This is a genomic window from Streptomyces sp. NBC_00433, from assembly GCA_036015235.1.
Classification (GTDB): domain Bacteria; phylum Actinomycetota; class Actinomycetes; order Streptomycetales; family Streptomycetaceae; genus Actinacidiphila.
Genome location: CP107926.1, coordinates 8227923 through 8243092 on the forward strand (window position 1 = coordinate 8227923; position 15170 = coordinate 8243092).

Annotated in this window: 14 protein-coding genes; 11 read left to right on the forward strand and 3 right to left on the reverse strand. The window is 72.9% G+C overall.

What is annotated here, in order from left to right; genetic code table 11:
• Positions 1 to 23: 23 nt before the first annotated feature.
• Together OG900_35525 and OG900_35530 are read right to left on the reverse strand one after the other, a co-directional pair.
• Positions 24 to 308 (reverse strand): hypothetical protein, encoded by a 285-nt coding sequence (locus OG900_35525; GenBank protein WUH94938.1) that lies wholly within the window; start codon positions 306 to 308, stop codon positions 24 to 26.
• Entirely contained in the window at positions 305 to 943 is a 639-nt protein-coding gene (locus tag OG900_35530) for a TetR family transcriptional regulator (protein WUH94939.1), read from the reverse strand. Before OG900_35530 ends, OG900_35525 begins: the two co-directional genes overlap by 4 nt.
• A 53-nt stretch (positions 944 to 996) precedes the next feature.
• Between OG900_35530 and OG900_35535 the strand changes: the two genes are divergently transcribed.
• Together OG900_35535 and OG900_35540 are read left to right on the forward strand one after the other, a co-directional pair.
• Positions 997 to 1197 (forward strand): hypothetical protein, encoded by a 201-nt coding sequence (locus tag OG900_35535; protein ID WUH94940.1) that lies wholly within the window; start codon positions 997 to 999, stop codon positions 1195 to 1197.
• A 71-nt stretch (positions 1198 to 1268) separates the two neighbouring features.
• Positions 1269 to 1550 carry a DUF4190 domain-containing protein gene (locus OG900_35540; protein ID WUH94941.1) on the forward strand — a complete coding sequence of 94 codons (282 nt, stop codon included), beginning with the start codon at positions 1269 to 1271 and terminating at the stop codon, positions 1548 to 1550.
• Between the two features lie 67 nt (positions 1551 to 1617).
• Here the strand turns inward: OG900_35540 and OG900_35545 are convergent, their stop codons facing one another.
• The gene (locus tag OG900_35545; GenBank protein WUH94942.1) at positions 1618 to 3063 is read right to left on the reverse strand and encodes a glycine hydroxymethyltransferase; all 1446 of its coding nucleotides are present in this window, start codon (positions 3061 to 3063) and stop codon (positions 1618 to 1620) included.
• A 300-nt stretch (positions 3064 to 3363) separates the two neighbouring features.
• On the opposite strand from OG900_35545, the gene OG900_35550 reads away from it, so the two are divergent.
• From OG900_35550 to OG900_35590, 9 genes are all read left to right on the forward strand, one after another.
• Complete coding sequence (locus OG900_35550) at positions 3364 to 4365, forward strand: enoyl-CoA hydratase/isomerase family protein (GenBank protein WUH94943.1); 1002 nt, start codon at positions 3364 to 3366, stop codon at positions 4363 to 4365.
• A gap of 89 nt (positions 4366 to 4454) precedes the next feature.
• Positions 4455 to 5195, forward strand: coding sequence for a class I SAM-dependent methyltransferase (locus OG900_35555; protein WUH94944.1), 741 nt, complete (start codon positions 4455 to 4457; stop codon positions 5193 to 5195).
• A 208-nt stretch (positions 5196 to 5403) separates the two neighbouring features.
• Positions 5404 to 6429, forward strand: coding sequence for a LacI family transcriptional regulator (locus OG900_35560; GenBank protein ID WUH94945.1), 1026 nt, complete (start codon positions 5404 to 5406; stop codon positions 6427 to 6429).
• A gap of 411 nt (positions 6430 to 6840) precedes the next feature.
• On the forward strand, positions 6841 to 8655 hold the full coding sequence (locus tag OG900_35565; GenBank protein ID WUH96043.1) for a ricin-type beta-trefoil lectin domain protein: 1815 nt from the start codon (positions 6841 to 6843) through the stop codon (positions 8653 to 8655).
• 277 nt (positions 8656 to 8932) lie between these two features.
• The gene (locus OG900_35570; GenBank protein ID WUH94946.1) at positions 8933 to 9910 is read left to right on the forward strand and encodes a flippase-like domain-containing protein; all 978 of its coding nucleotides are present in this window, start codon (positions 8933 to 8935) and stop codon (positions 9908 to 9910) included.
• Between the two features lie 218 nt (positions 9911 to 10128).
• Entirely contained in the window at positions 10129 to 11406 is a 1278-nt protein-coding gene (locus OG900_35575; protein WUH94947.1) for a family 16 glycosylhydrolase, read from the forward strand.
• Entirely contained in the window at positions 11406 to 12797 is a 1392-nt protein-coding gene (locus tag OG900_35580; GenBank protein ID WUH94948.1) for a ricin-type beta-trefoil lectin domain protein, read from the forward strand. Before OG900_35575 ends, OG900_35580 begins: the two co-directional genes overlap by 1 nt.
• Before the next feature lie 94 nt (positions 12798 to 12891).
• A complete protein-coding gene (locus OG900_35585; GenBank protein ID WUH94949.1) occupies positions 12892 to 13635 on the forward strand; it encodes a response regulator transcription factor in 744 nt (247 codons plus the stop codon).
• The gene (locus OG900_35590; GenBank protein WUH94950.1) at positions 13632 to 15125 is read left to right on the forward strand and encodes a HAMP domain-containing histidine kinase; all 1494 of its coding nucleotides are present in this window, start codon (positions 13632 to 13634) and stop codon (positions 15123 to 15125) included. Before OG900_35585 ends, OG900_35590 begins: the two co-directional genes overlap by 4 nt.
• The last annotated feature ends 45 nt before the right edge of the window (positions 15126 to 15170 follow it).

Sequence of the window (15170 nt, forward strand, 5' to 3'; positions counted from 1 at the left end):
GGCCAAGATCGGGGCAATGGTGCTCAAGGGTGCCGGGTCGCTCGCGCGGGGGAGGTGCGGCGACAGTAGGGGGAGGGCGCCGGCGCGAGCGGGTCACCGTTCGCGCCGGCGAAAGCACGCGCCTTGTCGCTGATGCCGCGGACGGCGTGTTCCTGCTGTCTGTGCCGCTTCTTGCCGCCCGTGCCGCGCAGAGTGCCCTGCTCGTCGCGCACGCCGAATCGGGAGCGCACGCCTTGCCGCGCACGCCGGGCGGGAGCGCCGGCCTCGTCGCCTGTGCCGCCGAGCACGACGCCGCCGGGCGTGCTCACGCCCGCTTCTCCGCCCAGTGGCTACGCCCGAGGCTGATGATCTGCATTTGCAGCCGGGCCGCGCGGACGATCTCCTGCCGCGCCGCCGGATCGTCCTGCGGAACCTCCATGACGGCCGCGGCCGTCAGCACCATATGGTCGACGTAGAGCCCGGCCAGCACCCGCAGGTCCGCCGTGCTCCAGCCCGCCGAGACCGGCTGCGCCGCGAGCCCGGCCGCCACCTCGTCGGTGAAGCGCCGCAGTTCGGCGGCGATCGCCTCGCGCACCGGCCGCACCCCGCCGTAGCGCTCGCGCGCGATGAAGCGGACATGCGCGCGGTGCTCGTCCACGTAGGCCGCGGTGATCGCCACCGTGCGGTCGATCAGCTCGTCGGAGTCCTGCCCGCCGGCGGCCATCGCGTCCCTGATCACCGCGTGCAGGCTGCCCAGCGCCTCGCCGACGAGGGCCACGCCCAGCGCCCCCATGTCGGGGAAGTGCCGGTAGAAGGCGGCCGGCGCCACCCCGACCGCCCGGGTGACCTCGCGCAGCCCCAGGCTGCTCAGGCTCTGCCGGTCGAGCAGCCGCAGCCCGGCGTCCAGCAGTGCCTGCCGGGTCTGCTCCTTCTGGGCCTGCCGGACGCCCGGTGTGTGACTCATGTCATTCAGTAAACAACCGTTCGCCCGATCCCGCCACTGTAAAATCGGACTCAGTGAACAAGTGTTATCCCAAACCCCAACTCCTCGGAGGTGCGGTCGACATGAGCCTCGTCGTCCTGCTGCTCTGCTTCGGCGTGATCATGGGCACCAGTGCCCACATCTCGCTCACCGCCTTCACCGCCGCGTCCGCCGCCATCGCGGTCTGGCTGCTGGCCTTCGCCGTACGCGAGGCCCTCGCACGGCACCGCGGCTGACCGGCCGCCGCGCCGCTTACGCGGCACGACCGAACCGCACGCACATCCCCAAGCTCTCCGGAGAGGACACCGTGAACACCGCAGCCCACCCGGTCGCGACCGGCACACCGGCCGCGACCAACCGTGACGCCGACGGCATGGCCGTCGCCTCCTTCCTGCTCGGCCTGCCCGGCCTGCTGGTCCTCAACCTGGTGCTCGGCCCGGCCGCGATCGTGCTGGCCCTCACCGCACTGACCCGCGGCACCCGCCGCCGCGCCCGCGCCTTCCTCGGCCTCGCCCTCGGCGTCGCGGCCCTCGCGATCCAGGTCGGGGTGGTGGTCGCGGGCCACGGCGTGCTCTGGTCCTTCACCTGACCCGTACGCGTATACGGCGAAGGCCCGGCCGGACCGGCCGGGCCTTCGCCGTATACGCGTACGTGCGTCAGCTCAGGTCGATGCCCGGGTAGAGCGGGAAGCCGGACAGCAGGTCGGAGGCCCGCTTGGCGACCTGGTCGGCGACCGCCGAGTCCAGCACGTGGTGCGCCTTGGACAGCCCGCCCTTGGGCGCCGCCGCGGCCGTCGTGCCCGACAGCACCGTGTCGATGAGCCCGGCGATCTCGTCCATCTCCTGGGCGCCGAGGCCGCGGGTGGTCAGCGCCGGGGTGCCGATCCTGATGCCCGAGGTGTACCAGGCGCCGTTCGGGTCCTGCGGCACCGAGTTGCGGTTGGTGACGATGCCCGCGTCCAGCAGTGCCGCCTCGGCCTGCCGCCCCGTCAGGCCGTAGCCGGAGACGTCGATCAGCACCAGGTGGTTGTCCGTGCCGCCGGTGACCAGCTTCGCGCCCCGGGTGAGCAGGCCCTCGGCCAGCGCCCGCGCATTGTCCACGATCCGCTGCGCGTACGCCCCGAACTCCGGCCGGGACGCCTCGGCCAGCGCCACCGCCTTCGCCGCCATCACATGCGGCAGCGGGCCGCCGAGCACCATCGGGCAGCCCCGGTCCACGTGCTCGGCCAGTGAGTCGTCGCACAGCACCATGCCGCCGCGCGGGCCGCGAAGCGACTTGTGGGTGGTGGTGGTGACGATGTTCGCGTGCGGCACCGGGTCGAAGTCGCCGGTCAGCACCTTGCCGGCGACCAGGCCCGCGAAGTGGGCCATGTCGACCATCAGGGTCGCGCCCACCTCGTCGGCGATCTCCCGCATGATGCGGAAGTTCACCAGCCGGGGGTAGGCGGAGTAGCCCGCCACGATGATCAGCGGGCGGAACTCGCGGGCCGTCGCCCGCAGCGCCTCGTAGTCCAGCAGCCCGGTCACCGGGTCGGTGCCGTAGCTGCGCTGGTCGAACATCTTCCCCGAGATGTTCGGCCGGAAGCCGTGCGTGAGGTGGCCGCCGGCGTCCAGCGACATCCCCAGCATCCGCTGGTTGCCGAACTCGGCCCGCAGTTGCGCCCAGTCCTGCTCCGAGAGGTCGTTGACCTGCCGCACCCCGGCCCTGGCGAGACCCGGCGTCTCCACCCGCTGCGACAGCACCGCCCAGAAGGCCACGAGGTTCGCGTCGATCCCGGAGTGCGGCTGCGCGTAGGCGTGCGCGGCGCCGAAGACGTTGCGCGCGTGCTCGGCCGCCAGCGCCTCGACGGTGTCGACATTGCGGCAGCCCGCGTAGAAGCGGCGGCCGATCGTGCCCTCGGCGTATTTGTCGCTGAACCAGTTGCCCATCGCCAGCAGGACGGCGGGGGAGGCGTAGTTCTCGCTGGCGATCAGCTTCAGCATCTCGCGCTGGTCGCCCAGCTCCGCGGCGATGGCGTCGGCCACCCGCGGCTCGACCCCGCGGATCACCTCCAGCGCGCTGCGGAAGGCGATCGACTCTGTGCTGTACGCGTCTGCTGCCATGGCGGTCCTCCGGTTGTCGTCAACGGACGGCCCAGGCGCACGGCTCTCATCTCCCGCCGAGCCGCTCCCCGATGGTTGACCCCATCCCAGCGCGCCAGTCACGACCCGCCCGCACCTTATCAATTCCCCGGTGCCCCCGCCCTGCCCCGTCCACCTGCCGCGGGACCCTCCCCAGGCGGCGGCCGCGCGGCCGCCGCCCGCCGGCCGACGGTCCGGCGGCCGGCGGAAAGTCCCGGAGGGCCGGGTGTTTTCATGGAGCGCGGCCCGCGAAGGGCAGGCCGTTCGACGCAGGGAGCCAGCATGCACTCGCCGGACCGGGCCGAGCCCGCAGCCTCCGTGCGGACCCGGGTCGGCAGGGCCGGCACCGCCGTCCTGGAGCTGACGCGCCCCTCCGCGCTGAACGCCCTCGACCTCACGATGGTCCGCCTCATGACCGAAGCCCTCACGGCGTGGCGGGACGACCCCGCCGTCAAGTCCGTGGTCGTCCGCAGCACCTCGCCGAAGGCTTTCTGCGCGGGCGGCGACATCCGGGCCGTGCGCGCGGCCGGGCTGGCCGGCGACGACACCGCGGTCCGCGGCTACTTCTCCGCCGAATATGCGCTCAACGCGCTGATCGCCCGCTATCCCAAGCCGTACACCGCCCTGATCGACGGCTACGCGATGGGGGGCGGTCTGGGCATCTCCGTGCACGGCTCCGCGCGGGTGGTGACCGAGCGCGCCGTGCTCGCCATGCCGGAGACCGGCATCGGCTTCTTCCCCGACATCGGCGCGAGCTGGTTCCTGCCCCGGCTGCCGGGCGCCTTCGGCTGGTATCTGGGGCTGACCGGGGCGCGGGTCACCGGGCAGGACGCCGTGGCGTGCGGGCTCGGCACGCACTATGTCGCGGCGGCCGACCTGCCCGCGCTGGAGTCCGCGTTGACGGCGGCCTGCGACGGGCCCGACGCCGTACTGCGGGACTTCGCCGCGCAGGCGGACGCCCTGCCGCCCGCCGCCCATGCGGACGCGGTCGCCCGCTGCTTCTCCGTACCCGACCTCGCGCGGGTGCGGGCCCAGTTGGCGGCGGAGACGCGGGCGCGGGAATGGGCGGCGGACACCCTGGCCCTGCTGGACGCGGCCTCGCCGGCGAGCCTGGCGACGACCGTGGACCTGCTGCGGGCCGGCGCAGGCTCGACGCTGGAGCAGTGCCTGGAACGGGAGCTGGACCTGGCCTGCCGCACCGCGCGCACCGCCGACTTCCACGAGGGCGTCCGCGCCGCCCTGGTCGACAAGGACCGCAAGCCCACCTGGTCGAGCGCACCCTAGATCACATGGCGAGACGGCGGTATCATCATGCGGACACGCGGGCGTAGCGTGATCCCCGAACCCTCCGACGACGAACGGGAGATCACACCATGTCTCGGGAATGGGACGCGAAGGCCTACGACGCCCTGCCGCTGCCGCACCTCGGCTGGGGGCGGCGCACGCTGGCCAGGCTGCCGCTCAAGGGCGACGAGCGGGTGCTCGACGCGGGGTGCGGCACCGGCCGCGACACCGAGGGCCTGCTCGACCTGCTGCCGGAGGGCAGGGTGGTGGCGGTGGACGGTTCCGTCCGCATGCTGGACCAGTTGCGTGACCGGCTGGCCGGCCGGCTGGACCGGGTCGAGGTCGTGCACGCCGACCTGACCGAGCCGCTGCCCTTCGAGGGCGAGGTCGACGCGGTCTTCAGCGTCGCCGCCTTCCACTGGATCGAGGACCACGCCGCGCTCTTCTCCGCGCTGGCCGCCCGGATGCGCCCCGGCGCCCGCCTGGTCACCGAGTGCGGCGGCCGCGGCAACATCGCCGCGGTCGACGCGGCCGCCGCCGACATCCTCGGCGGCGCCCGGGACAGGTGGGAATTCGCCGGCGAGGAGGACACCCGGCAGCGGTTGGCGGCGGCCGGCTTCGTCGACGTCGAGGTGGCGCTGCGGCCCGACCCGGCCAGGTTCGAGCCCGGCGAGCAGTTCGAGGCGTATCTGGCCACGGTGATCCTGGGCGCGTATCTGGACGCCATGGCGGACGCCGACCGCGAGTCGTTCGTGAAGGCGGTGGCCGCCCGCCTCGCCGAGCCGGTCGCGGACTACGTACGGCTGGAGATTTCGGCCACCCGGGCATGACCGGCTCGCGCTCAACCGGTTGAGCGCGAGCGGCCGGGCAGGGGGCGGAGCGGCCGTGCCGGAGCGGGTTCGGCGTTGTTAAGGTGTGCGGGCCGATCACCTGAGGCAGCGGGCCGAACCCGCCCGTCACCGACCGAAGTCCGCTCATCCCCCCACGCCGCACCCGCCGTTCACGGCCCGCGGGCCGCCCTGCCGTATCGAGGCCGACATGAGCCCCAAGAAGCGTCCCACCATCGCCGACATCGCCGAGGCCGCCGGCGTGTCCAAGGGCGCCGTCTCCTACGCGCTCAACGGCAAGGCGGGAGTCTCCGAGCAGACCAGGGCCAGGATCCTGGAGATCGCCGCGCGGATGGGCTGGCACCCCAGCAGCGCGGCCCGCGCCCTGTCCGACGGGCGCAGCGGCGCGATCGGGCTCGTGGTGGACCGGCCCGCGTGGGTGCTGGGCATCGAGCCGTTCTTCATGCAGCTGATCTCCGGCGTCGAGGCGGGCCTCGCCCCGACCGGCACCGCGCTGCTGCTCCAGGTCACCGACGACGCCAGGGCCGAGGAGATCGCCTACCGGCGGTGGTGGGGCGAGCGCCGGGTCGACGGTGTGCTGCTGGTCGACCTGCGCGAGCAGGACCACCGGCTCGGCCTGGTCGCCGAACTGGGCCTGCCCGCGGTCGTGGTCGGCCACGCGGCCCTCTCCTCGGGTGTGCCGTCGGTGTGGATCAACGACGGCGCCGCGGTGCGCGAGACGCTGGCCTACCTGGCCGCGATGGGGCACCGCAGGATCGCCCGGGTGGCGGGCCCCGCGCACTTCGTGCACACCAGGGAGCGCGGCGAGGCCTTCGACGCCGCCACGGCGGAACTGGGCATCGACGGCGTGCCGTGCGTCTACACCGACTACTCCGGCGAGGACGGCGCGCGGGCGACCCGGCGGCTGCTGTCCGGATCGCTGCGGCCCACCGCGATCGTCTACGACAACGACGTGATGGCGGTGGCCGCGCTGAGCGTCACCCAGGAGATGGGCGTGTCGGTGCCCGCGGAACTGTCCCTCGTCGCCTGGGACGACAGCGAGCTGTGCCGGCTGGTGCACCCCGCGCTGACCGCGGTCAGCCGGCGGGTCATGGAATACGGCGAGCGGGCCGCCACCGCGCTGCTCTCGCTGATCGACGGCACCCCCGTTCCCGACATCCTGCTGCCGCCGCCGGCCCTCGTGCCCCGCGGCAGCACCGCGCCCTGCGGGGCGTGACCGGCCCGCCCGAAGCGCGTCCGCACGCGTCCCGCACTCACGCGGCGCACCTGCTGTGCGCACGCCCGCCGGCGTGCCCGTGCGGCCGGCCGCGGCATCCGCTGAAGCGGTCAACCGCCTTTCGTTACATGGTGTTTCACCCCGGCGCCCGCCGTTCGATCCCTTGACGGCCGTGATGCGCCCTAGTTAAATCACGTCGCGATATAAGTCGTGAAACAAGGTGTGAAACAAGGCGTGCGGACCCCCTCACCGCACGACTGACCATGTCAGGCCCATGCCATCGTGCCGTGCCGAGAAAGGCAACGACCCATGAGCGCAGCAACCCGGCCCCACACGGGCAGATCCTCCGGATCCCGACTACGACGCGTCATCGTCGGGACGCTCACCGCCGCAGCCGCGGCGATCACCCCCATGCTCGCCGTACCCGCGACCGCGCACGCCGCGGGCGAGAGCGTGCAGGTCTACCTCACCACCACCGGCGACTCCGGCGGCCGCAACGTCGTCAAGGGCCTGGAGCAGCAGGCCCCGCTGTCCTTCGCGTCCGGCACCGGCGGATCGGGGCAGAACGTGACGGTGGACGAAGGCACCACCTACCAGCAGTTCACCGGCGGCGGCGCGTCCTTCACCGACACCGCCGCCTGGCTGATGAACAGCAGCGGCGCCCTGTCGGCGTCGACCCGCAACACCGTCATGCAGAAGCTGTTCGACCCGGTCAACGGGATCGGCCTCGGCTTCCTGCGCAACCCCATGGGCGCCTCCGACCTGGCGCGGGGCAACTACACGTACGACGACATGCCCGCGGGCCAGACCGACCCGACGCTGGCGCACTTCTCCATCGCCCACGACCTGGCCGACGTCGTCCCGCTCACCAAGCAGGCACGGCAGCTCAACCCCAACGTCAAGGTCATGGCCACCCCGTGGACCCCGCCGCCGTGGATGAAGGACAGCGACGCCTACAGCCAGGGCTGGCTGGAGTCGCAGTACTACGCCGCCTACGCGCAGTATTTCGTCAAGTACCTCCAGGCCTACCAGGCGCAGGGCGTCCCGGTGGACTACATCACCGTGCAGAACGAGCCCACCTGCTGCAGCGGCTACCCGTCGGCGCAGTGGAACGGCTCGGGCCTGGCGTTCTTCACCAAGACCAACCTGCTGCCCGCGCTGCACGCGGCCGGGCTGTCCACCAAGGTCCTGGCGCTGGACTGGAACTGGGACACCTACGACAGCTACGCGGCCCCCACCGTCACCGACGCCGCCGTGCGCAACGACCCCAACTTCGGCGGGATCGCCTGGCACGGCTACGGCGGCAACGTCGCCGAGCAGACCACCGTCCACAACCAGTACCCGAACCTGCCCGCCTTCGACACCGAGCACTCCGGTGGCACCTGGATCGCCAACCAGCAGAAGGAGGACATGGAGAACCTGATCGACTACACCCGCAACTGGGGCCAGAGCTGGGTCAAGTGGAGTCTGGCGGTCGACCAGAACATGGGGCCGCACAACGGCGGCTGCGGCACCTGCACCGGACTGATCACCGTGCACAACGGCGACAGCCGCAGCGGGCAGGTGGACTACACGATCGAGTACTACACGATGGGCCAGCTCACCAAGTTCGTGAAGCCCGGCGCCACCCGGATCGCCTCCACCGACAACGCCACCGTGCGCAATGTCGCCTGGCGCAACCCCGACGGCTCCAAGGCGCTCATCGCCTACAACGAGTCGTCCTCCGCCCAGACCGTGCGGGTCGACTGGGGCAACGAGAACTTCTCCTACTCGTTGCCCGGCGGCGCCTCGGCCACCTTCACCTGGGCCGGCACCCCCGGGACCGGCGGGAGCACCGGCGGCCACACTGGCACCATCACCGGATACGGCGGCAAGTGCGTCGACGTCGCCGGAGCCGCCTCGACCAACGGCGCCGCCGTGCAGCTCTACGACTGCAACGGCACCGCCGCCCAGTCCTGGACCGCCTCCGGCAGCACCTTGCAGGCGCTCGGCAAGTGCATGGACGTCGCCGCCGCCGGCACCGCCAACGGCACCAAGGTGCAGCTCTACGACTGCAACGGCACCGGCTCGCAGGTCTGGACCAGAGGCGCCAACAACACCCTGGTCAACCCGCAGTCCGGCAGATGCCTGGACGCGACGGGCCCCAGTTCCGCCAACGGCACCCGGCTGCAGATATGGGACTGCACCGGTGCGGCCAACCAGCAGTGGACCGCGCCCGCCGGGTGATCCGCTGACCCCGTGAACGGCCGGTCGCGGACCTCTCACCGCGCCCGGCCTCGCCGAAGGAAGAGGAAGACGGCCGCCGGTCCCGCGCAGTCGGCGCGGGCCGGCGGTCCGGCGTGCCCGGAAGCGGAATGTCCGGGCCGGCCGGGAGCCGAGTCGTCGACAGCTGTTTGTCAGACGTTGACCCAGGTGGCCGTGTGTGAAGGGGACGCGGTGGCCGCAGCCGCCTAACCTGGGCTGGAGCGTCCGCCCGCCGTGCCCCACGCGACGAGGAGTCCCCGTGTCCATCGCCCGCAACGAGGGTGCCGGCTGGCAGCGCACTTCCGTGCGGTCGATGGCCGTGGTGCTGCCGGTGGCCGCCGTGGCGGCCCTGGTGGCCGGCAAGTGGACGATGATCAACACCAGCGCCGGGCAGCTGGGCTCCGCGGACGGCGAGTGGATCGCGGTGGCCTGCCTGGCCGCCTTCATGACCTGGGTCTTCTCGGCCACCGCGCTGCAGGGCGCGGTGATCGAACGGATGCCCCCCGGGCTGCTGCTCGCGGCGCAGTTCGCGGCCTCCGCGGCCAACCACATCCTGCCCGCGGGTGTCGGCGGCAATGCCGTCAACCTGCGCTTCCTGGTGCGCAGGGGGCTGACCCCGACGCGTTCCGTGGCGGCGCTCGCGGTACGCGCCTGCGCCGCGGCGATCGGCCGGATCGTCCTGCTGCTCGCGGTGCTCGGGCTCTTCCCCGGCGCCCTGCACCTGCACCGGGTCACCGGCGGCGGACCCGAGATCCCCGACCATCCGCTGCTGATCGCCGGTGTGGGGGCGGCGATCGCGGCGGGCGTCGTGGTGCTGGTCCGGTGCGCCCGCCGGCTGCGGGAGCGGCTGCGGGACTTCCTCGGCTCGGTCGCGCACGACGTCCGGGTGCTGCGCGGCAACCGGGCCCGGATGGCGGCGCTGTGGGGTGGCTCGCTCGCCTTCCCGGCCATGCACGCGGCGGTGCTGGTCTCGGTGGCCCGCGCGGTGCACGCTCCGGTGCCGGTGAGCGGCGTCGTGGTGGCGTATCTGTTCGCCAGCACCGCGGCCGGCTGGCTGCCGACGCCGGCCGGGCTCGGCTCGCTCGACGCGGCTCTCGGCCTGGCCCTGATCACCGCGGGCGCCTCCGCGGTCGCGGCCACCTCCGCGGTCCTCGGCTACCGGCTGGTCACGACCTGGCTGCCGCTGATGCCGGGCGTCCTGGTGCTGGCGATGCTGGTGCGACGCCGCGAACTGTGAGGGGGCCGCGGGAAGTTCTTGGTACAGACCTTTGTCGGAAGTATTGACGGCACTTCTCCCCGCCATTTAAATCACGTCCTGAACTAAGGCGTGGGCGAAGTGCGCCCCCGATGCATGCGACTCGCCGGGGGTGCGGTTCGGCCCGCTGTCTGTCAGGAGCATGACCTCCCCGTGTGCTCCGGTCCCGTGTTTCCGCCGCCCCTACCGAGGAGCCCGGCATGCCGGCATCACCCCCCACCCGACGGATCAGACGGATACGCCCCCTCCCGCTGCTGGCCGCCGCCGCCCTGCTGCTCGGCGGGCTGCTGCAGCAGACCGCGTCGCCCCACCGGGCCGCCGCCGCGCCCGCCGTGGCACCCGCGGCCGCCACCGCCACCTTCACCGACGACTTCAACGGCCCCGCGGGCAGCGCGGTCGACGGCTCCAAATGGGGCTATGAAACCGGTGACAACGTCAACAACCACGAGCGCGAGTACTACACCAGCGGCACCCACAATGCCGCGCTCGACGGGCAGGGCGACCTGGTCATCACCGCCCGCAAGGAGAACCCGGCCAACTACCAGTGCTGGTACGGCACCTGCCAGTACACCTCGGCCCGGCTGTCCACCCCGCAGAAGTTCAGCCAGGCCTACGGCCACTTCGAGACCCGCATGAAGCTGCCGCGCGGCCAGGGCATGTGGCCCGCGTTCTGGATGCTCGGCGGCGGCAACTGGCCGACCGACGGCGAGATCGACATCATGGAGAACGTCGGCTTCGAGCCCGGCAGCGTGCACGGCACCATCCACGGCCCCGGCTACTCCGGCGCGAACGGCATCGGCGCCGGATACACCCTGCCGAACGGCCAGAGCTTCTCCGACGCCTTCCACACCTTCGCCGTCGACTGGGCGCCGAACTCGATCAAGTGGTCCGTCGACGGCAACGTCTACGAGACCCGCACCCCCGCCGACCTGAACGGCAACCGCTGGGTGTACGACCACCCCTTCTACCTGATCATGAACCTCGCGGTCGGCGGCTACTGGCCCGGCGACCCGGACGGCGGCACCACCTTCCCGCAGCAGCTCGTGGTCGACTACGTCCACGTGACGACCTCCGACACCTCGGGCGGCGGCACCGGCGGACACGCCATCACCGGCCTCGGCGGCAAGTGTGTCGACATCGCCGGCGCCAGCACCGCCAACGGCGCCGCGGTCCAGCTCTACGACTGCAACGGCACCGCGGCGCAGTCCTGGACGGTCGGCTCCGACGGCACGATCAGGGCCCTCGGCAAGTGCCTGGACGTCACCGCGGCGGGCACCGCCGACGGCACGAAGGTCCAGCTCTACGACTGCAACGGCAGCAACGCCCAGAAGTGGACCGTCTCCGCCGCCCACGACATCGTCAACCCCGCGGCGAACAAGTGCCTCGACGCGACCGGCAACAGCTCCGCCAACGGCACCCGGCTGCAGATATGGACCTGCGCCGGCACCGCCAACCAGAAGTGGACGGTGACCGGCTGATGAGAAGGCAGCACGCCGTCATCCTCGCCACCGCCCTGGCCGCCGGCACCCTGGGCACCTTCGGCATCACCCAGGCCGCCGGCGCCGACCCCGCGGGCGCCATCACCGGCTACGGCGGCAAGTGCGTCGACGTCGCGAGCGCAAGCAGCGCCAACGGCGCGGCCGTCCAGCTCTACGACTGCAACGGCACCGCGGCGCAGTCCTGGACGGTCGGCTCGGACGGAACGCTCCGGGCGCTCGGCAAGTGCATGGACGTCACCGCGGCGGGCACCGCCAACGGCGCCGCGGTCCAGCTCTACGACTGCAACGGCACCAACGCCCAGAAGTGGACCGCGAGCGGCGGCGAACTGGTCAACACCGGCTCCGGCCGCTGCCTGGACGCCACCGGCCCCAGCTCCGCCAACGGCACCCGGCTGCAGATCTGGGACTGCGCCGGCTCCGCCAACCAGACCTGGACGCTGCCCACCGGCACCGGCACCGGCACCCCTCCGCCGACCGACCCGCCGCCCGCGAGCGGTGTGCGGGCCGTGGCGCCGTACCTCTACAACGGCTGGGGCAATCCGCCCGACCCGACCACGATCATGAACGCCACCGGCGTGAAGTGGTTCACCCTCGCCTTCGTGCTCAGCAACGGCACCTGCAACCCGCAGTGGGACGGCGGGCGCGCGCTGACCGGCGGCGTCGACCAGGCCACCATCACCAAGATCAGGGCCGCGGGCGGCGACGTGGTCCCGTCCTTCGGCGGCTACAGCGGCAACAAGCTGGAGGAGTCCTGCACCAGCGCGAGCGCGCTGGCCGGGGCGTACCAGAAGGTGATCAGCGCCTACGGCCTCAAGGCCATCGACATCGACATCGAGGCCAGTGCCTACAGCAACGGCACCGTCCAGCAGCGCACCGTCGACGCGCTCAAGACCGTCAAGGCCAACAACCCCGGCATCGCGGTCTACGTCACCATCGGCACCGGGCAGAGCGGCCCGGACACCGGGCTGATCAACAAGGCGGCCGCCTCCGGGCTGACCGTCGACAGCTGGACGATCATGCCGTTCGACTTCGGCGGCGCGGGCCAGAACATGGGCACCCTGACCACCAGGGCCGCCGACGGCCTGAAGAACGCGCTCAAGAGCGCCTACGGCTACACCGACGACCAGGCCTACCGGCACAGCGGCATCTCCTCGATGAACGGCATCACCGACAACAGCGAGACCGTCACCCTGGCCGACTTCCGCACGATCCTGGCCTACGCGCAGACCCACCACCTGGCCCGGCTGACCTTCTGGTCCGCCAACCGGGACCGGCCCTGCCCCGGCGGCTACCCCAACGACGACACCTGCTCGGGTGTCTCGCAGCAGGCCTGGGACTTCACCCGCACCTTCGCGCAGTACGGCGGATGAGACCCCGGTGACAGCACTCCGCCCCCCGGCCGTGTAGGCATGGTTCTCGCGATGCACCATGCGACGGCGGCCGGGGAGCGGAGGCAGGGCGGACATGACGGGCACCACAGGCAGCGCGGGACCCGGCGGCGGTGACGCGCGCGGGCGGGTCCTGGTGGTGGACGACGACGCCGCCATCCGCCGCTCGCTCGGCCGCGCCCTGCGGCTGCGCGGCTTCACCGTCGGCGAGGCGGACGGCGGCGCCGCCGCCCTGGAACAGCTCCGCGGCCCCGGCGCCCCCGACGTGCTGGTGCTCGACATCTCCATGCCCGGCGTCGACGGCATCGAGGTCTGCCGCACCCTGCGCGCCGCCGGCGACGACCTGCCGGTCCTGGTGCTCTCCGCACTCGACGAGGTGGCCGACCGCGTCGCGGGACTCCAGGCCGGCGCCGACGACTACCTCGTCAAACCCTTCGCACTGGAAGAGCTGGTGCTGCGGCTGAACGCCCTGCTGCGCCGCCGCCCGCCCCGCCCCGAGGACCAGGTGCGCGCCTGCGGCCTGGTCCTGGACCCCGCGGCCAGGACCGCCACCAGGGACGGCGAGCCGCTCGACCTGACCCGGCGGGAGTTCGAGCTGCTGGAGACCCTGGCCCGCAACACCGGCATCGTGCTGACCCGCGACCAGTTGCTCGACCGGGTGTGGGGCTACGACTTCGAGGTCCGCACCGACGCCGTCGACACCTTCGTCAGCTACCTGCGGCGCAAACTGGAGGCCGGCGGGCGCTCCCGCGTCCTGCACACCGTCCGCGGCGTCGGCTTCGTCCTGCGCCGGGGCGACGGCGCCGGGAGCGGCACATGAGACTGTCCGCCCGTATCGCACTGGCCGTCGCCGTCGTCGTCCCGCTGCTGGTCCTCGGCTCCGGCTGGATCATGGTCAGGCTCGTCGGCCGGGACGTGCACGCCGCCGGCGACGCCCACCTGCGTGAGCGCGCCACCGCGGTACGCCCGGAAGCCCTCGGACTGCTGCGGGCCATGGCCAACGACCGCCCGGCGAACGTCGAGCAGGCCAGGCAGCGCAAGCTCTTCACCGCCGCGCTCGACGTCGGCATCCGGGTCACCGGGCCGGGCGGCACCGTCACCGGCGGCCCGCAGCCCGCCGCCTCGGCGACCCTGCCCCCGGCCGCGGACGCCGCCCGCCCGGTCACCGTGGCGGCCGGGGCGCAGAGCTGGCGGGTGCTCGCCGTGCCCCTCACCGCCGTCCGGCCCGCCGCGAGCGGCACCCTGTGGCTGTTCTCCACCGACAGCGCGGGCCGGCGGCAGATCGCGCAGGTGCGCCGCCGGGTCGTAACCGTGGCCCTGCTGACCGCACCGGCCGCAGGCCTGCTCGCCTGGCTCGCCGCCGTACGCCTGGCCCGCCCGCTGCTCGCGCTCCAGCGCCGCGCCGCCGGCATCGACCCGCGGACCAGCGCCACCCGCCTCGACCACAGCCGCACCGGGGTGCCCGAGGTCGACGACCTGGCCCGCACCCTGCAGACCGTCCTTGCCCGCTACGACGAGCAGGCCGCCCGCACCGCCGAGGCCCTGGTCACCGCGCGCTCCTTCTCCGCCGCCGCCTCGCACGAACTGCGCACCCCGCTGATGAGCATGCGGATCAACCTCGACGTGCTGGACGGCGACCCGGCGCCGGAAGGTGCCGAGCGCGCCGAGGTCGTCGCCGACCTGCGGGCCGGCCACGAAAGGCTGCTGGGCCTGCTGGTGATGCTGCGCACCCTCGCGCAGGGCGACCTGGTCGGGGCCGACGCCTTCGTGCCCGTCGACCTCGCCGACCTGCTCGACTCCGCGGTACGCGACCTGCGCCGCGACCACCCCGCGGCCCGGATCACCGCGCACACCGCGGGACCCTGCGTCGTACGCGCCTGGCCGCAGGGCCTGCGCTCCGCCGTCGACAACCTGCTCGCGAACGCCGTCGTGCACGGCTCGGGCCCGGTCGAGGCGGCGCTGGCGCCCACCGCGGACGGCGCCGCCGTGCGGCTCACCGTCGGCGACCACGGCCCCGGGGTGCCTCCCGGGGCGCGCGCGTCGGTCTTCACCCGCTTCCAGCGCCGCCAGGACAGCCCTGGCTCCGGCCTCGGCCTGGCCCTGGTCGGCCAGCAGGCCGCACTGCACAGCGGCGCCGTCACCGTCACCGACCGGCCCGACGGCGCACCGGGCGCCTGGTTCGTCCTCGACATCCCGCACATGGAGCAGGGCCCCGCGCTGCCCAGGCAACGCGACTGGCTCACCGCGCAGACCCCCGCTCCCACCGGTCCGGGTGCCGGGCCACAAGATTTCCACAAAGACCGCTCCTAGCCTCCCGGCGAACCGGCACCGCACAGCAGCCGGTGCCGTCACCGA